Origin of the sequence: Nonomuraea sp. NPDC050643, from assembly GCF_040654715.1 — a bacterium.
Taxonomy (GTDB): Bacteria; Actinomycetota; Actinomycetes; order Streptosporangiales; family Streptosporangiaceae; genus Nonomuraea.
On sequence record NZ_JBFAIM010000012.1, the window covers coordinates 64,864 to 86,675 of the forward strand.

21 protein-coding genes and 1 pseudogene are annotated in these 21,812 nt (G+C 70.3%); 9 read left to right on the plus strand and 13 right to left on the minus strand.

Going from position 1 to position 21,812, the window contains the following annotated elements; all coding sequences use genetic code 11:
• Positions 1 to 6 precede the first annotated feature (6 nt).
• From AB0I15_RS17640 to AB0I15_RS17650, 3 genes are read left to right on the plus strand one after another with little or no spacing between them, the layout of a single operon-like run.
• Positions 7 to 1,089 (plus strand): CapA family protein, encoded by a 1,083-nt coding sequence (locus AB0I15_RS17640; RefSeq protein ID WP_358095926.1) that lies wholly within the window; start codon positions 7 to 9, stop codon positions 1,087 to 1,089.
• 42 nt (positions 1,090 to 1,131) lie between these two features.
• Complete coding sequence (locus AB0I15_RS17645; protein ID WP_358095928.1) at positions 1,132 to 2,832, plus strand: SDR family oxidoreductase; 1,701 nt, start codon at positions 1,132 to 1,134, stop codon at positions 2,830 to 2,832.
• 44 nt (positions 2,833 to 2,876) lie between these two features.
• Entirely contained in the window at positions 2,877 to 3,518 is a 642-nt protein-coding gene (locus tag AB0I15_RS17650) for a TetR/AcrR family transcriptional regulator (protein ID WP_358095931.1), read from the plus strand.
• Here AB0I15_RS17650 and AB0I15_RS17655 read toward each other — a convergent pair.
• From AB0I15_RS17655 to AB0I15_RS17665, 3 genes are all read right to left on the minus strand, one after another.
• The gene (locus AB0I15_RS17655) at positions 3,507 to 4,538 is read right to left on the minus strand and encodes a hypothetical protein (protein WP_358095934.1); all 1,032 of its coding nucleotides are present in this window, start codon (positions 4,536 to 4,538) and stop codon (positions 3,507 to 3,509) included. The two genes, AB0I15_RS17650 and AB0I15_RS17655, sit on opposite strands and share 12 nt — an antisense overlap.
• A 4-nt stretch (positions 4,539 to 4,542) precedes the next feature.
• On the minus strand, positions 4,543 to 5,046 hold the full coding sequence (locus AB0I15_RS17660) for a SigE family RNA polymerase sigma factor (RefSeq protein ID WP_358095937.1): 504 nt from the start codon (positions 5,044 to 5,046) through the stop codon (positions 4,543 to 4,545).
• A gap of 70 nt (positions 5,047 to 5,116) precedes the next feature.
• The gene (locus tag AB0I15_RS17665; protein WP_358095940.1) at positions 5,117 to 5,440 is read right to left on the minus strand and encodes a hypothetical protein; all 324 of its coding nucleotides are present in this window, start codon (positions 5,438 to 5,440) and stop codon (positions 5,117 to 5,119) included.
• Between the two features lie 167 nt (positions 5,441 to 5,607).
• Between AB0I15_RS17665 and AB0I15_RS17670 the strand changes: the two genes are divergently transcribed.
• Entirely contained in the window at positions 5,608 to 6,138 is a 531-nt protein-coding gene (locus AB0I15_RS17670; RefSeq protein WP_358095943.1) for a tetratricopeptide repeat protein, read from the plus strand.
• A gap of 143 nt (positions 6,139 to 6,281) precedes the next feature.
• Here the strand turns inward: AB0I15_RS17670 and AB0I15_RS17675 are convergent, their stop codons facing one another.
• The 8 genes and pseudogenes from AB0I15_RS17675 to AB0I15_RS17710 form a co-directional block, all read right to left on the minus strand.
• Complete coding sequence (locus AB0I15_RS17675) at positions 6,282 to 6,956, minus strand: hypothetical protein (RefSeq protein ID WP_358095945.1); 675 nt, start codon at positions 6,954 to 6,956, stop codon at positions 6,282 to 6,284.
• Positions 6,957 to 7,170: 214 nt separating this feature from the next.
• Positions 7,171 to 9,741: an ATP-dependent chaperone ClpB gene (gene clpB, locus AB0I15_RS17680; protein WP_358095948.1), complete on the minus strand. Its 2,571-nt coding sequence runs from the start codon at positions 9,739 to 9,741 to the stop codon at positions 7,171 to 7,173.
• A gap of 75 nt (positions 9,742 to 9,816) precedes the next feature.
• Positions 9,817 to 10,098 (minus strand): annotated as a pseudogene (locus tag AB0I15_RS17685) (helix-turn-helix transcriptional regulator); the annotation flags it as partial.
• Positions 10,099 to 10,102: 4 nt separating this feature from the next.
• Positions 10,103 to 11,281 (minus strand): molecular chaperone DnaJ, encoded by a 1,179-nt coding sequence (gene dnaJ, locus AB0I15_RS17690; RefSeq protein WP_358095951.1) that lies wholly within the window; start codon positions 11,279 to 11,281, stop codon positions 10,103 to 10,105.
• Between the two features lie 22 nt (positions 11,282 to 11,303).
• Entirely contained in the window at positions 11,304 to 11,894 is a 591-nt protein-coding gene (gene grpE, locus AB0I15_RS17695) for a nucleotide exchange factor GrpE (protein WP_358095954.1), read from the minus strand.
• Positions 11,894 to 13,768, minus strand: a complete 1,875-nt coding sequence (dnaK, locus tag AB0I15_RS17700) for a molecular chaperone DnaK (protein ID WP_358095957.1) — start codon at positions 13,766 to 13,768, stop codon at positions 11,894 to 11,896. The genes grpE and dnaK overlap by 1 nt, the downstream gene beginning before the upstream one ends.
• A gap of 262 nt (positions 13,769 to 14,030) precedes the next feature.
• Positions 14,031 to 14,243 (minus strand): hypothetical protein, encoded by a 213-nt coding sequence (locus tag AB0I15_RS17705; protein ID WP_358095960.1) that lies wholly within the window; start codon positions 14,241 to 14,243, stop codon positions 14,031 to 14,033.
• A 344-nt stretch (positions 14,244 to 14,587) separates the two neighbouring features.
• The gene (locus AB0I15_RS17710) at positions 14,588 to 15,034 is read right to left on the minus strand and encodes a hypothetical protein (RefSeq protein ID WP_358095962.1); all 447 of its coding nucleotides are present in this window, start codon (positions 15,032 to 15,034) and stop codon (positions 14,588 to 14,590) included.
• 61 nt (positions 15,035 to 15,095) lie between these two features.
• Between AB0I15_RS17710 and AB0I15_RS17715 the strand changes: the two genes are divergently transcribed.
• The 5 genes from AB0I15_RS17715 to AB0I15_RS17735 are packed head-to-tail and all read left to right on the plus strand — an operon-like array spanning position 15,096 to position 20,091.
• Positions 15,096 to 15,977, plus strand: coding sequence for a proline dehydrogenase family protein (locus AB0I15_RS17715; RefSeq protein WP_358095965.1), 882 nt, complete (start codon positions 15,096 to 15,098; stop codon positions 15,975 to 15,977).
• A gap of 45 nt (positions 15,978 to 16,022) precedes the next feature.
• Positions 16,023 to 16,817, plus strand: a complete 795-nt coding sequence (gene proC / locus AB0I15_RS17720) for a pyrroline-5-carboxylate reductase (protein ID WP_358095968.1) — start codon at positions 16,023 to 16,025, stop codon at positions 16,815 to 16,817.
• A gap of 54 nt (positions 16,818 to 16,871) precedes the next feature.
• Complete coding sequence (locus AB0I15_RS17725) at positions 16,872 to 18,230, plus strand: efflux RND transporter periplasmic adaptor subunit (RefSeq protein ID WP_358095971.1); 1,359 nt, start codon at positions 16,872 to 16,874, stop codon at positions 18,228 to 18,230.
• A complete protein-coding gene (locus tag AB0I15_RS17730; protein ID WP_358095974.1) occupies positions 18,227 to 18,910 on the plus strand; it encodes an ABC transporter ATP-binding protein in 684 nt (227 codons plus the stop codon). Before AB0I15_RS17725 ends, AB0I15_RS17730 begins: the two co-directional genes overlap by 4 nt.
• On the plus strand, positions 18,907 to 20,091 hold the full coding sequence (locus tag AB0I15_RS17735) for an ABC transporter permease (protein WP_358095977.1): 1,185 nt from the start codon (positions 18,907 to 18,909) through the stop codon (positions 20,089 to 20,091). Before AB0I15_RS17730 ends, AB0I15_RS17735 begins: the two co-directional genes overlap by 4 nt.
• A gap of 75 nt (positions 20,092 to 20,166) precedes the next feature.
• Here AB0I15_RS17735 and AB0I15_RS17740 read toward each other — a convergent pair whose 3' ends face one another.
• Both AB0I15_RS17740 and AB0I15_RS17745 read right to left on the minus strand, forming a co-directional pair.
• Positions 20,167 to 20,907 carry an ABC transporter permease gene (locus AB0I15_RS17740; protein ID WP_358095980.1) on the minus strand — a complete coding sequence of 247 codons (741 nt, stop codon included), beginning with the start codon at positions 20,905 to 20,907 and terminating at the stop codon, positions 20,167 to 20,169.
• Complete coding sequence (locus AB0I15_RS17745) at positions 20,904 to 21,794, minus strand: ABC transporter ATP-binding protein (RefSeq protein WP_358095983.1); 891 nt, start codon at positions 21,792 to 21,794, stop codon at positions 20,904 to 20,906. The genes AB0I15_RS17740 and AB0I15_RS17745 overlap by 4 nt, the downstream gene beginning before the upstream one ends.
• Positions 21,795 to 21,812: the final 18 nt, after the last annotated feature.

Sequence of the window (21,812 nt, forward strand, 5' to 3'; positions counted from 1 at the left end):
CGGCAGATGAGATTCCCCCGTGCCCTCCCGATGTTCGCTGTCGTCGTATCGCTGGCCGCGTGCGCGGCGACGCCCGAGAGGGAGCCGCTGAGCAAGCAGGTGGAGCAGCGGGCGGCCGACCCGTCCGAGGAACCGGCGGAGGAGCAGACGCCGGAGCGTGAGCCGTACACGATCGCGTTCGGCGGAGACGTGCACTTCGAGGGGATCCTGCGCGGCCGGCTGGCCGACCCGCGCACGGCGCTCGGGCCGATCGCGAACGTGCTGCGCAAGGCCGACTTATCAATGATCAACCTGGAGACGGCCATCACCACGGGTGGGACGCCGGCGCCGGGCAAGCAGTTCACGTTCAGGGCGCCGGCGAGCGCGCTCACCGCGCTCAAGGCCGCCGGGGTGGACGTGGCGTCCATGGCGAACAACCACGGCATGGACTACATGGACACCGGGCTGGCCGACTCGCTGGCGGCGGTCAAGCGCAGCAAGTTCCCCGTGGTGGGGATCGGGAAGAACGCCACGGAGGCGTACCGGCCGTGGCGCAAGACCGTGAACGGCAACCGGGTGGCGATCATCGGGGCCACGCAGGTGATGGACGCGGAGTTCATCCAGGCGTGGACGGCCACCTCCGCCAAGGGCGGGCTGGCCTCGGCCAAGAACGAGCCCGCCCTGCTCAAGGCCGTACGCCAGGCGCGCAAGAACTCCGACACCGTCATCGTCCACCTGCACTGGGGCACCGAGCTGCAGAAGTGCCCCAACGAGGCCCAGCTCTCGCTGGCTCCCAAGCTGGTCAAGGCGGGGGCCGACGTCGTGGTCGGCGGGCACGCGCACATCCTGCTCGGCTCCGGCTACCTCGACGACGCCTACGTCAGCTACGGCATGGGGAACTTCGTCTTCTACAACTCCAACCCGGCCACCACCGGCAGGACCGGCGTGCTGACGCTGACCATCGACGGGCGGAAGATTTTGAAGGACTCCTGGACTCCGGCCACCATCCAGGGGGGTATCCCGATACCGATGACGGGGTCGGCCAAGACCAGGGCCGTGGCGGACTGGAAGGCCCTGCGGGGCTGCTCGGGGCTGGCCGCACGACCCTGATCGATCTATTCTGCTGGACAGTTCGTCCAATAGGAGGTCGCCATGCGGTGGGTCGAGTCCGGTGACGTGCGGCTGGCGGTCTTCGAGGAGGGTGCTCCCGCCCACCCGACCGTGCTGCTCCTGCACGGGTATCCCGACACGCATCGCGTCTGGGACGAGGTGGCCGCGCTCCTGCGCGACCGCTTCCACGTGGTGCGCTACGACGTACGCGGTGCGGGGTGCTCCACGGCCCCCCGCGACCCGCGCGACTACGGCTTCGACCGTCTGGTCGCCGACCTCGACGCGGTGATCGAGGCCGTCGGGGCGGACCGGGTCCACCTCGTCGGGCACGACTGGGGTTCGCTGCAGGGCTGGGAGGCGCTCGGGCTGGAGCGGGTGGCGTCGTTCACCAGCCTGGGCGGGCCGGGGCTGCGGCAGGTGGAACACTTCATGCGCCACGCGCGCCGGCGCGACGTGGCGGCCCAGCGGATCACCTCCTGGTACATCGGCGCGTTCCGGCTCCCGGTGGTGCCGGAGCTGGCGTGGCGCTCGGTCATGCCGTGGCTGATCAAGCGCACGCTGCGGCTGAGGGAGGGGATCGCGCCGCGCCCCGGGCATCCGGCCGAGACGCTGGCCCAGGACGGTCGCAACGGGCTCTGGCTCTACCGGCGCAACATGCCGGCCGGTGACCGCGATCCGAGCCTTCCCGACATTCCCGTGCAGCTCATCGAGGCCACGCGGGACGCCTACGTGACGCCGGCGCTGCTGGACGCCGTCGGGCAGTGGGCGCCCAGGCTCTGGCGCAGGAAGATCGCGGCCGGCCACTGGGCCCATCGCAGCCGTCCCGGGATCGTCGCCGGGATGGTCGCCGAGTTCGTGGAGCACGTGGAGGGCGCCGCGCCCGCCGCCGGGCTGCGCCGGGCACGTGAACGGACCGGCGGGGCGTTCGGCGGCCGGCTGGCGGTGGTCACCGGGGCGGGGTCCGGGATCGGGCTGGCGACCGCGCGGGCGTTCGCGGCCCATGGGGCCGAAGTGGTGTGCGCGGATATCGATGCGGAAGCGGCGCGACGGGCCGCGGACGCGATTGGCAAAGATCTCGGGGGTACGGCTTACGCGGTGCAGGTCGATGTCGCGAATATCGATCAGATGGAGGATTTTTCGCGAAAAATCATCACGGAATATGGTGTGCCGGACATTGTGGTGAACAATGCCGGGATCGCGGTGGCCGGATCATTCCTCGACCACACCGTCGACGACTGGCACAGGACCATCGACGTCAACCTGTGGGGCGTCGTCCATGGATGCCGCCTGTTCGCCGCCGCCATGGTCGAACGCGGCCAGGGCGGCCACATCGTCAACGTCGCGTCCCTGGCCGCGTTCGCGCCGTCGCGGGTGCTACCCGCGTACTCAGCCTCGAAGGCGGCCGTGAAGATGCTCAGCGACTGTCTCAGGGCCGAGCTGGCGGGTCAGGGGATCGGGGTCAGCGCCATCTGCCCCGGTTTCGTGTCGACGGGCATCGCGCGCAACGCCACGTACACGGACGCCGGGATGCGGCAGGAGGCCGTGCGGGGGCTGGCGCGGCGCGGCTATCCGCCCGAGCGCGTGGCCGCCCACATTCTGCGGGCCGTGCACCGAAATCAGGCGGTCGTACCGGTCAATCTGGAGGGGAAAATCGGTTATGCCCTCTCACGGATTTCGCCGCGGGCGATGCGTGGGCTGGCCCGGCTCAGCGGAGCCGTGAGAAATCCGCAAATTGACAGGTAACGATCGCGCGTACGGGAGAAGATGAATCCGTGTCTTCGCCGCAAATGGATGACGATTGCGTCCCCCCCAAAGCTCTCAGGCGGCAGCCCGCACAGCGCCGCAGCGCCCGGCGGGTCGAGCGCATGCTCGACGCGTGCGCCGAGCTCCTCGACGAGACCGGCTACGAGGCCCTGTCCACCACCCGCATAGCCGAGCGGGCGGGCGTGGCCATCGGATCCGTCTACCAGTTCTTCCCCGACAAGCGGGCCATCACCCAGGAGCTCACCCGGCGCAACGTCGAGGAGTTCGTGCGCCGGGTCGACCGCAGGTTCCTCGACGAGGACTATCGCGGCTGGTGGGAGGCGGTCGACGCGATCATCGACGAATACGTCGACATGCACCGCACGGTCGCCGGCTTCAAGAGCCTGCACTTCGGCGACGCCGTCGACCTCAACCTGCTCGACTCCGACTCCGACAACAACACGGTCATCGCGGGGCGACTGCGCGGGCTGTTCCTGAAGGAGTTCGGGCTGGCCGACAGCCCCGCGCTCGACCTGGCCGTGCTGGTGGCGGTCGAGGCGGGCGACGCCGTGCTCAAGCTGGCCTTCCGGCACGATCCCGAGGGCGACCCCGAGATCGTCGACGCGGCCAAACACCTGATCAGGGGGTTCCTGTCCCGCCAGCTCAAATCCTGGTCACCGCTGTGACCTCGTGTCGTAGACGGCGACGGTCAGCACGCCCGGACGCCGCTCGTAGTCGGAGATGACGGACGATACCTTGACCCGGATGCTCACGTTGCCGTCGGCGTCCGGGCGTACCGCGCCCAGCACGACGTAGGAGCCGCCGCGTTCTGAGGGCGGGTTGTCGCAGCGGATGCCGATCTTCGTCCGCCGGCCGTTGACCCAGACCTCCTCGGTCAGGCGCCCGCCGATGCCGCCGCCGCAGTAGGTCATCATGGCCAGGGTCCGGCCCGTGTGGGGGACGGCGACGGTGACCTCGCGTGTGGCGGGCCAGGTGACGCTCCTGGTGGTGAGCAACGTGTGCTCGGGCGGATCGCCGATGCCCGCCGGCGGGGCGACCGGCGGCGGCGCGGGCCTCATGGTGGCGGGCGGCGTCCACTCGTAGACGGCGAAGCGCCACGTGCGCGCCGGCTCGGCCGGGCGCCCCGCCACCTTCGGTCGCCGGATCGTGAAGGTGGCCCGCCGCGTGCCCGTGGGCAGTGGCTCGACGTCCGTCGGCCGGTGGTCGTCGCACACGTGCATCAGGAACGGCACGGGAGTGAGCCCGAACTGCTTGCTCGTACCCGGCACCCGTGCGGTGACCTGGAGCGAGGACATCGAGGCCGTCGGGCAGTCCGCCATGACGGCCAGCGGCCGGCCCGTGACCGGCACGTCGAACGACACCGGCCTGCCCCCCTCGGGGTCGAAGACGGCGGTGGCGAGGCGGCGGTAGACCGTGCCGTCCTTCTCCTCGTACGAAGAGGGGAGCTGGTGGGGGGACGACGCGGTGATCTCCTCGTCCTTGGGGGGTTCAGGGCGGGCGACGAGGGTCCCGGCCACCGCGACCGACGCGGCGGTGGCGACGCCGGCGACCGCGATCATCGTACGGCGGCGGCGCCGGGCGGCCCGGGTCCGGGAGCGCAGCGACTCCCAGGGGATCGACCGCTCCAGCGCCGGCAGGCTGCGCTCGTCCAGCAGGTCATGAAGGTCTCGACGGCCGATGGGCACGCCCTCACCCCTTTCTCGCGGCCGCCGCCGCGAACGAGTCGTCGATGCGCAGCTTGGCCAGCGCCCTGCTGGTCTGGCTCTTGACCGTGCCCACGCTGCAGCCCAGCGTCTCGGCGGCCTGGGCCTCGGTCATGTCCTCGAAGAAGCGCAGCACCACCACGGCCCGCTGCCGGGCCGGTAGCCGGCCGAGCGCCTGCCAGACGAACTCGCGCTCGTCGGCCTGGCCCATGTGGTCGGACTCCTGGGCGCGGTCGGGCGGCGAGCCGGTCGTCAGCTCCGCCCGTCTCCAGCGCCGCCGCCACCACGACGAGTGCACGTTGACGATGATCTTGCGTACGTACGCCTCGTGCTCGTCCCTGATCCGCGGCCACGCCTGCCACGCCTTCATCAGCGCCGTCTGGACCAGGTCCTCGGCCACCGCCCAATCCCTGGTGAGCAGGTACGCGGTACGGAGCAATCGATGCCACGCCGCCGTGACGAACGCGTCATACTCCGATCGATCCGCCATGTGCGAGCCTTCCTCCGGCGACAGTCACCCGTTCGACGCCGCCGGATCCCGGGAAGGTTGCCTGGGCGGATCAGTTCTCGCCGAGCTCCTCGCGCTCCCTCAACAGGCTCGGCGCGTCGGGCTGGAGGCGTTCGCGCTCCTCGGCCAGCGCCGTCGCCGGCACCTGCTGGATCCGCGGCGTGGCCGGCGTACGCAGGCACGGCGCGGGGAACGAGGCCGGGCGCGCGTCCCTGGCCTCGCGTACGTTGAGCCTGACCTCCAGGGCGTGCAGGTTGCGTTCGGCGGCTTCGATGGCCTCCAGGCGGGCCGACAGATAGCCGGCGACACCGGGCACGAGGGCCGACAGCACGACGGCACAGGCCAGCGTGAAGGTCATCTGCTTGGACAAGCCCATCACAGCCCCCTTCGCTCGCGCGACGGCAAAGCGACTCGTATATGCCCTGTGACCTGCGCGAACACGCGTGCTGTGCCCAGGAATGGGCGAGTCGTTACCGAATATGTGCGGGACCGGCGATGTGGATTGACCGGGCAAAGGGCCATGGGGCTCGGTAGTCTCGCGGTGTGGCGTATGTGACCCGTGAGCACCTTGATCGTCTGCTTGAGCAGGCCCTGCTGGCCGACGACCACAGTTCCCTGGCCAGTCGGCTATATGACGTCGCCCTCGACTACTCGTCCGGCGACGTCTCCAGGGCGTCCATCCTGGTCCTCGCCGCCGAGGAATGGCGGGCGGCGGGCCAGCCCGCGCGCGCGATGGAGTGTTTCCAGCGCGCCGTGGAAGACGGTGGCGACGCCGGTTTCGATCCACGTGCCGGCATCGCCGACACGCTCTTCGAACTCGACAGGCCGGATGAGGCTAGGGAGGTCATCGAGACGATACGCGCGGAGGGAGACGTCTCCACGGCGACCGCGCACACGATCGCCGAGACGCTGGTCGCCTATGGCGACCTCCAAGGGGGGCTCGAATGGGCCACCCAGGCCGTTCTGCAGTGTGAGGAGAACGATCCGGAGCAGGTGGCGCTGCTGCGCACCCGCTACCGGATCAGGGTCGACCTCGGGCTTCCCGAAGACGAGCTGGACGAGCTCGTCTCCTGAGTTCGTCGGCCCCCGGCGGGCCCTGCCGGTAACGGCGGGGCCCCTACAGTCATGCCCGGGAGGCCGCGACCGGGTGGGCCGCGGCCCCCGCGGTCATGGGAAGCCGGGCACGGCAGGCACGACCCGCGCCCGGACGAGGTGGCTCAACGCAGCCCGAGACCCTGCACCAGGCCGGTGAAGCCGGTCACCGCCTCGCCGCCCGGCAGCATCGAGGTGCCCTCGACGCTCTCCACCGCCTTCGGCAGCAGCACGCCGACGACGTCCTCCCCGACCTCACGCACCGGCTTCTCCACGTCCATCGGCGACTGGACGCCGGAGCCCGCGATGCGGTTGTTGTAGGGAGCCTGGCCGAGCGTCATCTCGGCCGGCAGCTTGGCCGTGAGCGGCGTGTTGGGCAGCTCGGGCAGCGACGGCATGGCGGGCATGCCCGCCATGGTCGACAGGTCCTTCATGCCGATCGGCCCCGGCACCATGGGGAACAGCGAGGGAGAGGCCGAGGCCAGCGAGGGCATGCCCCAGGTCGCCGCCATCCCGCCGAGGTCCGCCACGCCCAGCGCCGACTTACCGCTCGCCAGGCCGGTCAGCCCGAGCCGCCGGGCCATGTCGCCGGCCGCCATGGCCAGCCTGTTGCTCTCCGTGGCGACCATCCGGCTGCTGCTGCTGGGGCCGCCGTCGTTCACGCGCAGCCTGGCGTGCTCGTCGCAGTACGCGGCGATGGAGGTGGGTGACAGCAGGGCCGGCTCGGAGTCGGTGCACGAAACCGCGGCCGCGGCCGGTCCCGCGACAAGCCAGGAAACGCCCGCGGTCAGAGAGGCCACCGCAATGATGCTTCGGATCTTCTGGAATGACATCGCACGTCCCCCTGATCAATTTCGGTGATCTGACGAACGCTGAACGTAGTCGCGCCTCCGCCCACCCGAGCGGGGCTTGTCCGAAGAGTGGGCCGAACCTTACCAAGCGGATGGCCCGATGACCGTGGCATGACACGCCGGAGCCCGGAGACCGTCCGGGTCTCCGGGCTCCTCGCGCGTCTCAGCCGCGCTGGACGAGCAGCGCGTCGTCACCCAGCTCGACCAGCACCTTGTCGCCGTCCACGACCTCGCCCGACAGCACGGACTTGGCCAGCTTGTCGCCGATGGCGGACTGGACCAGGCGGCGCAGCGGGCGGGCGCCGTACATCGGGTCGTAGCCCGTCATCGCCAGCCACTCGCGGGCCGCCGGCGTGACCTCCAGCGTCAGCCTGCGGTCGGCCAGGCGCCGTGCCAGGCGCTCGACCTGCAGGTCGACGATCTGCGCCAGCTCCTCGGTGCCGAGCGCGTCGAAGAGGATCACGTCGTCGAGCCGGTTGAGGAACTCGGGCTTGAACGAGCTCCGCACCGCCCCCATGACCGCCTCCCGCTTCGCGCCGTTCTCCAGCTTGGGATCGACGAGGAACTGTGAGCCGATGTTGGAGGTCAGGATGAGGATCGTGTTGCGGAAGTCGACCGTGCGGCCCTGCCCGTCGGTCAGCCGCCCGTCGTCGAGCACCTGCAGCAGGATGTCGAACACCTCGGGATGGGCCTTCTCCACCTCGTCGAGCAGCACCACGGTGTAGGGGCGCCGCCTGACGGTCTCGGTGAGCTGGCCGCCCTCCTCGTAGCCGACATAGCCGGGAGGCGCGCCGACGAGCCTGGCCACGCTGTGTTTCTCGGAGTATTCGCTCATGTCGATGCGGGTCATCGCCCGCTCGTCGTCGAACAGGAACTCCGCCAGCGCCTTGGCCAGCTCGGTCTTGCCCACGCCCGTCGGGCCGAGGAACAGGAACGAGCCCGTCGGCCTGTCGGGGTCGGCGATGCCCGCCCGGCTGCGGCGTACGGCATCGGAGACGGCCTGTACGGCCTGCTGCTGCCCGATGAGGCGCCGGCCCAGCTCCTGCTCCATCCGCATCAGTTTGGCCGTCTCAGCCTCCAGCAGGCGCCCGGCCGGGATGCCGGTCCACGACGAGATCACCTCGGCGATGTCGTCGGGGCCGACCTCCTCCTTGACCATGGCGTGGTCGGGCGGCGCGGCGTCGGAGGCGGCCTTGAGGGCCTGCTCGAGCCGGGGCACCTCGGCGTACATCAGCCGCGAGGCGGCCTCGAAGTCGCCGTCGCGCTGGGCCCGCTCGGCGGCGCCCCGCGCCTCGTCGAGCTGCTTCTTCAGCTCGCCGACCTTGTTGAGCCCGGCCTTCTCCTGCTCCCAGCGGCCGACGAGGGCGTTGAGCTCCTCCTGGCGGTCGGCCAGCTCCTGGCGCAGCCGTTCGAGCCGCTGCACGGAGGCCTCGTCGGTCTCCTTCGACAGGGCCAGCTCCTCCATCTTCATCCGGTCGACGTTGCGCTGGAGCTGGTCGATCTCCACGGGACGGGAGTCGATCTCCATGCGCAGCCGCGAGGCGGCCTCGTCGACCAGGTCGATGGCCTTGTCGGGGAGGAAGCGGTTGGTGATGTAGCGGTCGGACAGGGCGGCGGCGGCCACCAGCGCGCTGTCGGCGATCTGCACCTGGTGGTGGCCCTCGTAGCGGCCCTTGAGCCCGCGCAGGATCGCGATCGTGTCCTCGACCGTGGGCTCGCCCACGTAGACCTGCTGGAAGCGCCGTTCGAGCGCGGGGTCCTTCTCGATGCGCTCGCGGTATTCGTCGAGCGTGGTCGCGCCGATCATGCGCAGCTCGCCGCGGGCCAGCATCGGCTTGAGCATGTTGCCGGCGTCCATCGCGCCCTCGGCGGCTCCCGCGCCGACGACGGTGTGCAGTTCGTCGATGAACGTCACGATCTGCCCGTCGCTCTCCTTGATCTCGGAGAGCACCGCCTTGAGCCGCTCCTCGAACTCGCCTCGGTATTTCGCGCCGGCCACCATCGAGCCCAGGTCGAGCGAGATCAGCCGCTTGTTGCGCAGCGATTCGGGCACGTCGCCGGCCACGATGCGCTGGGCCAGGCCCTCGACGACCGCGGTCTTGCCGACCCCGGGCTCGCCGATGAGCACCGGGTTGTTCTTGGTGCGGCGGCTGAGGACCTGGACCACGCGGCGGATCTCGGAGTCACGGCCGATGACCGGGTCGAGCTTGCCGCCCCGGGCGCGCTCGGTCAGGTCTACGCCGTATTTCTCCAGCGCCTGGTAGGTGTCCTCGGGGGTCTCGCTGGTGACGCGGGCGTTGCCGCGTACTTTCTCGAACGCGTCGAGCAGCGCCTGCGGCGCCGCGCCCTGGGACTTGAGCAGCTCGGCCGTCTGCCCGCCGTCGGCGGCCAGGCCGACCAGCAGGTGCTCGGTCGAGACGTAGAGGTCTTCGAGGCGGTTGGCGTGCTGGGCGGCGGTGTTGAGCACCGTCAGCAACTGGCGCGAGCTGGACGGCGCCCCCACCGTCGCGCCCTGCGCCTTCGGCAACGCGGCGAGCTGCTCCTCCACCCGGGCCCGCAGCGTGCGCCAGTCGGCGCCGACGGCCTCGAGCAGAGGCACGGCGGTGCCGCCCGTCTGGGAGAGCAGCGTGGTCAGCAGGTGGGCCGGGGAGATCTCCGGGTTGCCCTCCGCGGCGGCGCGCCGCATGGCACCCGAGAGCGCTTCCTGGCTCTTCTGGGTGAGCTTGTAGTCCATGTCTTTCTAGGCCCCCGGTGGCAGCTCGTAGCGGATCAGCGCTCTGACCATCCGCATCTCGGCACGCAGGCGGTGAACCTCTTCACGCAGCCGCAGAGCTTCGTTCTCGAGCTCGAGAATCCGCTTGATGCCCGCGAGGTTGATGCCCTCTTCCTGGGAGAGCCGCTGCACCTCGCGAAGCTGGATGATGTCTCTCGTGGAGTAGAGGCGGCCGCGCCCCGCCGTGCGCCCAGGACTGACCAGCCCGAGCCGGTCGTACTGGCGCAGCGTCTGCGGGTGGAGCCCCGAGAGCTGCGCGGCCACCGAAATCACATAGACAGGGGTGTCGTCTGACAGGTCGAAATAGTTGGCGTCCATCGGCTTACTCGCTTCTGGCTCGCTGAATGAGCTCAGTGCGCGGGTCGTCACCCGCGGTCGCGGTGTTGAACTCGTTGAGAAGCTCGCGTGACTTGTCGTCGAGCGTCTTCGGCACGGTCACCTCGACACTGGCGAGCAGGTCACCCTTGGTGCCGTCTTTCCGGGTGACACCCCTGCCGCGTACGCGGAACGTACGCCCGTTGGGCGTGCCCGCGGGAATGCGCAGCGTGACCGGCATGCCCTTGAGGATCGGCACCTTGATCTCCGCACCCAGCGCGGCCTCCGTGAACGTCACCGGCACGGTGATCGTCAGGTTGTCGCCCGCCCGGCCGAACACGGCGTGCGACTTGACGTGCGTCTGGATGTAGAGGTCGCCGGCGGGCCCGCCGTTCTCGCCCGGCGCGCCCTTGGCCTTGAGCTTGACCCGCTGGCCGTCGGCCACCCCCGCCGGGATGCGCGCCTGGATGGTGCGGGTGCTCTTGGCCCGGCCGCTGCCCTCGCACACGGGGCAGGGGTCGTCCACGATCAGCCCGCGGCCCTTGCAGTCGCGGCAGGGCTCGGAGAAGGCGAAGTTGCCCAGGTTGCGGCTGGCCGCGCCGGTGCCCTCACAGGTGGGGCAGACCCTGGGGGTCGTGCCCGCCTTGGCCCCGGTGCCCGTGCACGCCGCGCAGGCGGCCGAGCTGGTCAGCCTCAATGACACGGTGGTGCCCTCGACCGCTTCGGTGAACGTCAGCGTGACCTCGGACTCGATGTCCTGGCCCCGCCGCGGCCTCGTCGCGCTGGTGGTGCGGGCGCCGCCGCCCCGGTTGAACAGCCCGCCGAACAGGTCGCCGAGCCGCTCACCCGCGCCCCCGCTCTGGCCGCCCTGCTGGGCGGTGCCGCCGAACAGGTCACCGAAGTCGAACGGGAAACCGCCACCGCCGGGCCGCTGGCCGCCCACCCCGGACCCGAACAGTGTGCGCGCCTCGTCGTACTCCTTGCGGCGCTTGTTGTCCGACAGGACGTCGTAGGCCTCGGAGACCTCCTTGAACTTGGTCTCCTTGGCCGAGTCGCCCTGGTTGGTGTCGGGGTGGTATTGCCTGGCCAGCTTCCGGTAGGCCTTCTTGATCTCGTCGGCGGTGGCGGTCTTGGGCACACCAAGGACGGCGTAGTAGTCCTTTTCCAGGTAGTCCTTGGTGCTCATCTACGGCCCTTCGTCCTTGTGATCAGTTTTCGTCGTCATTGGACGCGGCTGGGGCGTCCTCCGGCTCGGCGACGGCCACCCGCGCCGGGCGCAGCACCCTGTCACCCATCCGGTATCCAGGCTGCAACACCTCGACCGCCGTCGGCTCGGTGACGTCGGGCGAATAGCTGTGCATCAGCGCCTCGTGGACCGTCGGGTCGAACGGGTCGCCCTTCTGGCCGAAGGAGCTGAGGCCCAGCTTGGTGAGCGCCGACTCCAGCGACTCCGCCACCTTCGCGAAGCCGCCGGTGAGCTCGCCGTGGTCGCGGGCCCTGCCGATGTCGTCGAGCACGGGCAGGAGCTCCCCGAGCACGCCGGCGACGGCCTGCTCGCGGACCGCCACCCGGTCGCGCTCGACCCGCCTGCGGTAGTTGGTGTATTCCGCCTGGACGCGCTGCAAGTCAGCGGTCCGCTCGGCGAGCTGGGCCGCCAGCTCGCCGTCCTGCGGGTCGAGCACGTCGCCCGGCACCTCCTGCGGCACGGTCGCCGTCTCCCTGGCCTGGCCCGTCTCCGGGTCGATCTTGCGGTTGTCGCGGATCACCGGCTCCTCATGCCCGTTTTCACGCGGCAGCATCACTTGTCCTTCTTCGGCTGGTCGTCGTCGACGATCTCGGCCTCGACCACGTCGTCATCGGCCTTCTGGTCCTCCTGGCCGGGAGCGGCGTCCTGCGGGGCGCCCTCGGGGCCGGCCTGCTGGCCCTGACTCTGAGCGTAGATCGCCGAGCCCATCTTCTGGCTGACCGTGGCGAGTTTCTCCGCGGAGGTGCGGATGACGTCGGTGTCGGTGCCCTCAAGAGCCTTCTTCAGCTCGGCCAGGGCGTCGTTGACCTCGGTCTTGATGTCGCCGGGGACCTTGTCGTCGTTCTCGCGGAGGAACTTCTCCGTCTGGTAGGCCAGACCGTCCGCGTTGTTGCGGACCTCGGCCTCCTCGCGGCGCTTCTTGTCCTCCTCGGCGTACGACTCCGCCTCGCGCATCATGCGCTCGATGTCGTCCTTCGGCAGCGCGGAGCCGCCGGTGATCGTCATCGTCTGCTCCTTGCCCGTGCCCAGGTCCTTGGCGGAGACGTTGACGATGCCGTTGGCGTCGATGTCGAAGGTGACCTCGATCTGCGGGATGCCGCGCGGCGCCGGCGCGATGCCGGTCAGCTCGAAGGTGGCCAGCTTCTTGTTGTAGGAGGCGATCTCGCGCTCGCCCTGGTAGACCTGGATCTGCACCGACGGCTGGTTGTCCTCGGCCGTGGTGAAGACCTCGGAGCGCTTGGTCGGGATCGTCGTGTTGCGCTCGATGATCTTGGTGAAGATGCCGCCCTTGGTCTCGATGCCCAGCGACAGCGGGGTCACGTCGAGCAGCAGGACGTCCTTGACCTCACCCTTGAGCACACCGGCCTGCAGGGCGGCGCCGATGGCGACGACCTCGTCCGGGTTGACGCCCTTGTTGGGCTCCTTGCCGCCGGTCAGCTCCTTGACGAGCTCGGAGACGGCGGGCATGCGGGTCGAGCCGCCGACGAGCACCACGTGCGCGATGTCCGCGACCTTGATGCCGGCGTCCTTGATGACCTGGTGGAACGGGCCCTTGGTCCGCTCGAGCAGGTCGGCCGTCAGCCGCTGGAACTCACTGCGCGTGAGCTTCTCGTCGAGGTGCAGCGGGCCCTCGGACGACGCCGTGATGTAGGGCAGGTTGATGTTGGTCTCGGACTGGCTGGACAGCTCGATCTTGGCCTTCTCGGCCGCCTCGCGCAGGCGCTGGAGCGCCATCTTGTCCTTGGCCAGGTCGACGCCGTGGGCGTTCTGGAAGCGCTTGACGAGCTCGTCGACGACGCGCTGGTCCCAGTCGTCACCACCGAGGTGGTTGTCACCGGAGGTGGCCTTGACCTCGACGAAGCCGTGGCCGTCCTCCTGGCCGACGTCGAGCAGCGACACGTCGAAGGTGCCGCCACCGAGGTCGAAGACCAGGATCGTCTGGTCCTGCTCCTTGTCGAGCCCGTAGGCGAGGGCCGCCGCGGTCGGCTCGTTGATGATGCGGAGCACGTTGAGGCCCGCGACCGTGCCGGCCTCCTTGGTGGCCTGGCGCTGGGCGTCGTTGAAGTAGGCGGGGACGGTGACCACCGCGTCGGTGATCTTCTCGCCCAGGTAGGCCTCGGCGTCCTGCTTCAGCTTCTGCAGCACGAACGCGCTGATCTGCTGCGGCGAGAACTTCTTGCCGTCGATCTCCTGGGACCAGTTGGTGCCCATCTCCCGCTTGACCGAGCGGATCGTCCGGTCCACGTTGGTGACGGCCTGCCGCTTGGCGACCTCACCGACCAGAACCTCGCCGTTCTTCGCGAAGGCGACCACGGACGGCGTGGTCCGCGAGCCCTGCGCATTAGCGATGACGGTGGGCTCACCGCCCTCGAGGATCGAGACGACGGAGTTGGTCGTCCCAAGGTCGATACCTACCGCACGTGCCATGAGTACGTCCTTGTAGTCAAAGTTGAGTCGATTGGACTCAACCTATGGATGCGTGTCGTCTTTGTCAAACGACTTGAGCCTATCCGACTCAACCCTCATGAGCGCGAAACCATTCCCCCGGATCCCGGGGAAGAACGGTCGTGACAGCGCACACCACGCGTAACGGGGGCGAACGCCCGCGGGTTCCGCCCGATCTTCCCCGGCACAAGGGCGGACCCCCGAGACGGTGGGCACGTGCCGGGGGTCCGCATGGGGGATGGCTTCAGTTCACGGGCGTGTTCATGTCGTTCTGGATCTCGGTGGGGGTGAGGGCGCGGTTGTAGACGCGGACGTCGTCGATGAGTCCGCCGGGGACGGCGTCGTACGCGTACAGGACGTAGGGGCGCGGGTCGGCGGGGAAGTCCGGGTGCAGGGCCATGCCGAGCAGGCCGCGGTCCCAGAAGTTGTGCACCCGGGTGCGCAGGTCCGCGTACACGGTGGGCGTCGTGTCGCTGAGCGAGTCGAGACCTTGACCAGGCCGTTCTTCTCCGCCACGAACACCCGGCCGTCGGAGGCGAACTCGACGTTCGAAGGGCGGTTCAGCCCGCTGAACACCGTCTGCTTCTGGAACGCCGCCGGCAGCGCCCGTGCCGGTGAGGCGGTCAGCGCGACCAGGCTGACGGATAAGAGCAGCATCGAGGACAGGGCGCGGCCGAGCCGTCTCACGGGACCCCCAGTGAAGCGCAGCGTCACCATCGACGCCCCCGCGCCTTCGGTGCCTGATCGATGTATCGCAACAAATCGATCAGTTGTCACCAGGGCTGTCCGCTGTTGGACAGGTCAGGTTCTGGCCCCGTCGACGATCTTCCGCTTGCCGAGGGCCTTCTTGAGTTTGACCGTGGTGGTCTTCTCCACCGCGATCATGATGCACGACACGTTCTTGGCCTTGGGGGCCGTGCCCTCGTACAGGGTGATCGTGACCTTCTTGGCGCTCTCCTTGACCTTGACCCGCTGCAGCACCGTGCACGGCTCGACGCCGGACCACCAGGTGAGCTGGATCTTCTTGCCCTTCGAGACCGACTTGGCCTTGGTCCATTGGATCTTGTGGACGTTGATCGCGTCTTTCGTCGGTTTGACCGGCTTGGGGCCCTTCGTGGGGGTGGTGGTGACCGGGTTCGACACGACCGGTGGCTTCGCCGGAGTCGACGGCGCCGCGCGTTCGGCGGGCGGTGCCGCGCCGCAACTCGTGGCGAGCACCAGACATCCGGCCAGAAGAGTCGCTGTCATTGTCCGCATATCCATACGACGGATCACGCGGGCCCGCGGTTCAGTCAATAGTGTGGTGGACGTGCTCCGTCAGGCCATGCTCGCCATTTCCAAGAGCCGACGCGCCGAGCGGCTCGTCACCACCTCGCCGCTGACCTCCGACGTGGTCAGGCGTTACGTCGCCGACGACATCGGCGCCGTGGTCGGCGAGCTGACCCGCAAGGGCCTGCTCGTCACCGCCGACCATCTCGGCGAGGAGGTCACGGACCGGGCGCAGGCCGAGGCCGCAGTCGGAGACCAGCTCTCGCTGCTCAACCTGCTGCCGACCGGCGCCGACGTGTCGGTCAAGCTCACCGCGCTGGGGCTGCGGCTGTCGCGGGGGCTCGCGCTCGACCACGCCGCCGCGATCTGCGCCGCCGCCGAGAGCCGGGGCATCACGGTGACGCTCGACGCCGAGGAGCACGACACGATCCCCGGCCTGCACGCCGTGCACGCCGCCCTGCGCCGGGACCATCCCGACGTGGGCGTGGTGGTGCAGGCCTACCTGCCGGACTCGCTCGACCGCTGCGAGAAGCTCGGCGGGGTACGGGTGCGGCTGTGCAAGGGGGCCTACACCGCGCCCGGCGCGTACACGCGGCAGGCCGACATCGACCGCTCGTACGTACGCTGCCTGAAGGTCCTGATGGCGGGCACCGGCTACCCCATGGTCGCCACCCACGACCCCAGGCTCGTGCGCATCGCCTCCACGCTCGCCGTGCTCGACGGCCGCGACCTGACCGGCTTCGAATACCAGATGCTCTACGGCGTGCGCCCCGAAGAGCAGACCCGCCTGGCCGGCCTGGGCGCCCGCGTGCGCGTCTACGTCCCCTACGGCTCCGACTGGTACGCCTACCTCATGCGCCGCCTGGCCGAACGCCCCAGGAACCTGGCCTTCTTCCTGCGGTCACTGGCGTCGAGACGCTAGCCGATAGGCTGCCAGACCAGCGTCTACTTTCCTTGAGGGGCCGAAATGATCGCGATTTTGGGCACGGGCAAGATGGGCGAGGCCCTGCTGTCCGGGCTGCTGCGCGCCGGGTTCAAGCCGGGCGACATCATGGCGACCACCCGCCGGGCCGAACGGGCGCAGGCGCTGCGCGAGACCTACGGCGTGCGCACGGTGTCCAACGCCGAGGCGGCCAAGGCGGCCGACACCCTGATCCTGGCCGTCAAGCCGCAGGACATGGCCACGCTGCTGGCCGAGATCGCCCCCTACGTGCCCGCCGACCGCCTGGTCATCAGCGCCGCGGCCGGCATCACGACGGCGTTCGTCGAGCAGCGGCTCGGCGTCGAGGTGCCCGTGGTCAGGGTGATGTCCAACACGCCGATCAGGTTCGACGAGGCGATGAGCGTGATCTCGGCGGGCGCGCACGCGGGCGAGGAGCACCTCAAGCTCACCGAGGGCCTGCTCAAGCCGGTCGGCAAGGTGCTGCGCATCCCCGAGTCGCAGCAAGACGCCGCCACCGCGCTGTCCGGCAGCGGTCCCGCCTACTTCTTCTACCTGGTCGAGGCCATGGTCGACGCGGGCATCCTGCTCGGCATGCCGCGGGCGGCCGCGCTCGACATGGTCACCCAGTCGATCGTGGGGGCCGCCGTGATGCTGCGCGATTCGGGCGAGCATCCGGTGATCCTGCGCGAGGCCGTCACCTCGCCGGGCGGCACCACGATCGCCGCGATCGCCGAGCTGGAGCGGCACAGCGTACGCGCCGCCTTCCTGGCCGCCATCGAGGCCGCTCGCGACCGCGGCCGCGAGCTCGCCTCCGGCTGACCCCCGGCAGGGGCTCGGCGGTTGCTTGGAGGGGCGGGTGGTGGTGCTCCTACGATGGGTCGGGTGACGGTCCGTCGCGGGGTCGCCCCGCTGCTCGTCCTGTTAACACTGACCGGCTGCACGTCCGACGAACCGGCGACCGTCCAGCTCGCCGAGGTCCGCCGCGCACCGGTCACCGAGGTCGTCGAGGCCCCCGCCACGATCGGCGCGCGCGCCTCCGCGACACTGCGCTCTCCCGCCCAGGGCACGATCGCCAAGCTATACGTTCGCGAGGGCGACCAGGTGCGCAAGGGCGAACTCCTCGTCAAGATCCGCTCCCCCCAGGCCCAGGACCAGCTCCGCCAGGCCCGCCAGGCCTCCAAGATGACCACCCCCGCCGTCTCCAGCCCGAACGTGCGGCTCCCGGCGCTCGACACCAGCGGGTTCGACCGCAGGGTCGCCGCGCACTTCGCCAAGGCCCGCAGGGAGGCCAGGAAGGTCGACGACCGCAAGGTCCAAAAGCAGCTCCTGAACGCCATCGACCTGGCCCAGACCCAGCACAGGGCGCAGACCAGGGCCCTGGCCTCGATCACCGCCCAGCTCAACCGCTCGATCAGCGGGGTGCTGTCCGGCGTGACCAGCGGCCTGTCCGCCTCGATGGCCTCGCTGCAGGCCGCCTCGAAGTCGCAGGCCAGGGCCGCGGTCAAGGCCGCCGAGAGCACGGTGAGGTCACTGACGATCAAGGCGCCGTTCTCCGGCGTCGTCACGCTGGGCCGCGTGTCCGGCGGCGGCGCGTCCGGCGGCGTCGAGGGCCTGCTCGGCCGGCTCCCGGGCGGCGCCGGTGCGCAACTTCCGTCCATGCCCTCGGGCGGCTCCTCGTCGGGTGCTCCCGTGGCCACCGGCGTGCCCGTGTCGGCCGGCGACTCGATCGTCACCGTCACCGACGTCTCCAAGCTCACCCTGGACGCCGACGTGGACGAGACGGACGTGCTGCTGGTGCGGAAGGGCGTCAAGGCCGCCGTCGAGCTGGACGCGGTCCCCGGCGCCACGTACACGGCCGCGGTCACCGGCATCGGCGTCACCCCCATGGAGGGCACCACGGGCGGCGTCAGCTACCCGGTACGGCTCACGCTCGGCCCCGGCACCTTCGACGACGGCTCCAAGGCGCCCACTCCCAAGCCCGGCATGAGCGCCGTGACGCGCCTGACCGTGCGCGAGTCCCCGTCGGCCGTCTCCACCCCCGCCTCGGCCATCGTCTCCAGCGGGCGCGAGAGCGTCGTCTGGGCGATCAGGAACGGCGTCGCCGAGCGCCGGGTGGTCAAGCTCGGCGCCCAAGGCGATGCGGTGGTGGAGGTGCTGAGCGGGCTGTCCGTGGGCGACCGGATCGTGGTCAAGGGCGCGGACTCCGTACGGGAAGGGCAGCGACTCCCATGAACCCCGCCATCGAGGCGGTGGACCTCACCCGCCGCTACCAGCTCGACGGCGTGGCCGTCGAGGCGCTGCGCGGCGTGTCCCTGCGGATCGACCAGGGCGAGTTCGCCGCCATCGTGGGCCCGTCCGGGTCGGGCAAGTCCACGCTCATGCACCTGCTCGGCTGTCTCGACCGCCCGACGTCCGGCGTGCTGCGGGTGGGCGGGGTCGACATCACCCGGCTGACCGACACGGACCTGGCCGAGCTGCGGAACAAGACGATCGGGTTCGTCTTCCAGTCCTTCCACCTGCTGGCCAGGACGACGGCGCTGGACAACGTGGCGCTGCCGCTGGTCTACCGGGGGCTCGGCCGCGGCGAGCGGCGCGCCAGGGCCCGCGCGGCGCTGGAGTCCGTGGGGCTCGGGCACCGCATGGAGCACCGGCCCTCCCAGATGTCCGGCGGCGAGCAGCAGCGGGTGGCGATCGCCAGGGCGCTGGTCGGCGAGCCGAAGGTGCTGCTGGCCGACGAGCCCACCGGCAACCTCGACACCAGCAACGGGGCCGAGGTCATGGCCATCCTCGACCGGCTCAACGGCGACGGCGGCGTGGCGGTGGTGCTCGTCACGCACGAGGCCGAGGTCGCCGCCCACGCCCGGCGGCAGATCCACGTACGCGACGGCCTGATCGAGCGGGACTCGTCGTGAGAGGCAACGAGGCGCTGCTCATGGCGCTGGAAGCGCTGCGCGTCAACCGGCTGCGCAGCGTGCTCACCATGCTGGGCGTCATCATCGGCGTGCTGGCCGTGGTGATCCTGGTGGCGATCGGCACGGGGGCCAAGGACGAGATCGAGAAGCAGATCTCCGGCCTCGGCACGAACATCATCCTCGTCGTGCCCGGCCGCATCAGCCTGGGCGCGGCCCCCACGCAGAGCAAGCTCGGCCTGGCCGACGTGGCGTACGTGCGGCGCGTGGTCGGCGACCCGGCGAAGGTGACGGTCTCGCTGCAGTCGGGGGAGACCGTACGCGTGGGCAGGACCGAGGCGTTCGTCACCGTGATCGGCACCGACCAGAACCTGGTCAACATCTTCGAGCGGCCCGTCGCCAAGGGCCGCCCGCTGAGCGAGACCGACGTGGACACCCGGCGCAGGGTGGCCGTGCTGGGCTCCGAGGTGGCCGACCGGCTGTTCGGCGACGTGGACCCGATCGGGCGGCAGGTGACGGTGTCGGGGGCGCGGTTCCGGGTGGTGGGCGAGTACGCCACCGTCGGGCAGACGTTCGGGCTCTCCCGCGACCAGGAGATCCACATCCCGGTGACGACGGCGCAGCGGCTGTTCGGGATCGAGCGGGTCAACGGGCTGGCGGTCGGCGCCTCGGGACCCGACGAGATCGAGCCGCTGTCGGACAGGGTGACGGCGGCGCTGCGGGCCAGATATCCGGGCGAGCAGTTCTCGGCCGTCACGCAGACCGCGCTGCTCGGCACGATCGGCAGCGTGCTGGGCATGCTGACCGGCGTACTGGCGGCCATCGCCGGCATCTCGCTGCTGGTCGGCGGCGTGGGCGTGTCGAACATCATGCTGGTCAGCGTGCGCGAGCGCACCCGCGAGATCGGGCTGCGCAAGGCGCTGGGGGCCAGGCAGCGCGACATCCTGGCGCAGTTCCTCATCGAGGCGGTGCTGCTGACCACGATCGGCGGGCTCATCGGGATCGTGCTCGGCGTCGGCGGCTCGCTGGCCATCGAGGCGCTCACCGAGGTGCCCGCGTCGATCACCTGGTGGTCGATCGCGCTGGCCTTCGGGGTGTCGGCGGCGGTCGGGGTGTTCTTCGGCGTGGCGCCGGCGCGGAGGGCGGGCCGGCTGGACCCCGTGATCGCCCTCCGCGCCGAGTGAGCGCGCCCGCGCCCGCCTCAGCGGCGCGGCCCCTGCTGTCAGACGTCGCGCCGCTTCGAAGGCGCGGCCCCGCTGTCAGGCGTCGCGCCGTTTCAGGAGCACCGCCCCCGCGATGAGGGCGACGGCGACCCAGGCGAAGTAGACGGCCAGCCCGTCCCAGGGCCCCAGGGAACTGGAGTCTCTGGGGATCACCACCAGCTCTCCCGCGTTGGTGGTGAAGTAGTCGGAGACGGTCTTGCCCCACTGACCCGGCAGCGCGCTCGTGAGCTGGGGCAGCACCATCATCAGGGCGATGGCGGTGACGATCGCGCCGGGCGTGTGCCGGATCAGCGTGCCCAGGCCCAGCCCGAACAGGCCGCAGACGGTCAGGTAGAGCCCGGCCCCGGCCACCACCTGCGCGGTCTCGGCCCACCCGATCGACGTGGGCTTCATGATCATCAGGCCGGTCGCGACCGAGGCCGCCGCCGCGAGCGTGGAGACGACCAGGGACACCCCCGTGAACACCACGGCCTTGCCGGTCAGCAGGTTGATCCGCCTGGGCACGGCCATCAGCGACGTGCGGATGCCGCCCGTGCGGTATTCGCTGGAGATCACCAGCACGCCCAGCGTGGCCATGGACAGGGACGCGAACTTGACCCCCATCAGGCTCAGCATGATGCCCTGGTCCGCGGGGACGGGCCCGTCGGCCGAGTTCGTGGCCGAGGCCGTCAGGAGCGCGCTGATGCCGATCATGAGCAGCGCGGTGACGCCCAGGGTCCACAGTGTCGAGCGGACCGAGCGCAGCTTGGTCCATTCGGACCGGAAAATGTCGATCATGATGAGAACTCCAGGCTGTCCTTGGTGAGCTCCATGTAGGCCGCTTCGAGCGAGGGCCGCACGAACGTCAGCTCCTCCAGCGGGATCCCGGCCCGCGCGGTGATGGTGCCGATCTCGAGGGTGTTCATCGCGGTCACGCGCAGGTGGTCGGGGTGCAGCTCGCCCACCTTGACCAGGTCGGCGACCTCGGCCAGCCGGGGCGAGCGGACGCGTACGTAGCCCTGCGAGCTGCGCCCGATGAACTCCTGCACGCTCGTGTCGGCGATGAGCCGGCCCTTGCCGATCACGATCAGATGGTCGGCGGTCTGCGCCATCTCGCTCATCAGGTGGCTGGAGACGAACACCGTGCGCCCTTCGGCCGCCAGCTTGCGCATGAGCGTGCGGATCCACAGGATGCCGTCGGGGTCGAGCCCGTTGACCGGCTCGTCGAACAGCAGGATCTCCGGGTCGCCCAGCAGCGCGGCGGCGATGCCCAGCCGCTGCGACATGCCCAGCGAGAACCCGCCGACCCGCCGCCCGGCCACCTCCCGCAGGCCCACCAGCTCCAGCACCTCGCCCACGCGGGCGGCGGGGATGCCGTTGCTCTGCGCGATGGCCAGCAGGTGGTTGCGCGCGTTGCGGCCCCCGTGCACGGCCTTGGCGTCCAGCAACGCGCCCACCTTGCGCAGCGGATGCCGCAACTCCTCGTACGGCCGCCCGTCCACGAGCACCGAGCCCCCCGACGGCCGGTCGAGCCCGAGGATCATGCGCATGGTGGTCGACTTGCCGGCGCCGTTCGGGCCCAGGAACCCGGTCACCTGACCGGGTTCGACATCGAACGACAGGTCCGCCACGGCGACGGTGCCGCCGTAGCGCTTGCTCAGGTTCGCAGCTCGGATCGCGGTCATGATCCCAGCGTGGCGTCG

Excerpts from the sequence above, each read along its gene's own strand:
- AB0I15_RS17640 (WP_358095926.1), top strand. The coding sequence starts at position 7 with ATGAGATTCCCCCGTGCCCTCCCGATGTTCGCTGTCGTCGTATCGCTG.
- AB0I15_RS17645 (WP_358095928.1), top strand. The coding sequence starts at position 1,132 with ATGCGGTGGGTCGAGTCCGGTGACGTGCGGCTGGCGGTCTTCGAGGAG.
- AB0I15_RS17650 (WP_358095931.1), top strand. The coding sequence starts at position 2,877 with ATGGATGACGATTGCGTCCCCCCCAAAGCTCTCAGGCGGCAGCCCGCA.
- AB0I15_RS17660 (WP_358095937.1), bottom strand. The coding sequence starts at position 5,046 with ATGGCGGATCGATCGGAGTATGACGCGTTCGTCACGGCGGCGTGGCAT.
- AB0I15_RS17665 (WP_358095940.1), bottom strand. The coding sequence starts at position 5,440 with ATGGGCTTGTCCAAGCAGATGACCTTCACGCTGGCCTGTGCCGTCGTG.
- clpB (WP_358095948.1), bottom strand. The coding sequence starts at position 9,741 with ATGGACTACAAGCTCACCCAGAAGAGCCAGGAAGCGCTCTCGGGTGCC.
- dnaJ (WP_358095951.1), bottom strand. The coding sequence starts at position 11,281 with ATGAGCACCAAGGACTACCTGGAAAAGGACTACTACGCCGTCCTTGGT.
- grpE (WP_358095954.1), bottom strand. The coding sequence starts at position 11,894 with ATGCTGCCGCGTGAAAACGGGCATGAGGAGCCGGTGATCCGCGACAAC.
- dnaK (WP_358095957.1), bottom strand. The coding sequence starts at position 13,768 with ATGGCACGTGCGGTAGGTATCGACCTTGGGACGACCAACTCCGTCGTC.
- AB0I15_RS17710 (WP_358095962.1), bottom strand. The coding sequence starts at position 15,034 with ATGACAGCGACTCTTCTGGCCGGATGTCTGGTGCTCGCCACGAGTTGC.
- proC (WP_358095968.1), top strand. The coding sequence starts at position 16,023 with ATGATCGCGATTTTGGGCACGGGCAAGATGGGCGAGGCCCTGCTGTCC.
- AB0I15_RS17725 (WP_358095971.1), top strand. The coding sequence starts at position 16,872 with ATGGGTCGGGTGACGGTCCGTCGCGGGGTCGCCCCGCTGCTCGTCCTG.
- AB0I15_RS17730 (WP_358095974.1), top strand. The coding sequence starts at position 18,227 with ATGAACCCCGCCATCGAGGCGGTGGACCTCACCCGCCGCTACCAGCTC.
- AB0I15_RS17740 (WP_358095980.1), bottom strand. The coding sequence starts at position 20,907 with ATGATCGACATTTTCCGGTCCGAATGGACCAAGCTGCGCTCGGTCCGC.
- AB0I15_RS17745 (WP_358095983.1), bottom strand. The coding sequence starts at position 21,794 with ATGACCGCGATCCGAGCTGCGAACCTGAGCAAGCGCTACGGCGGCACC.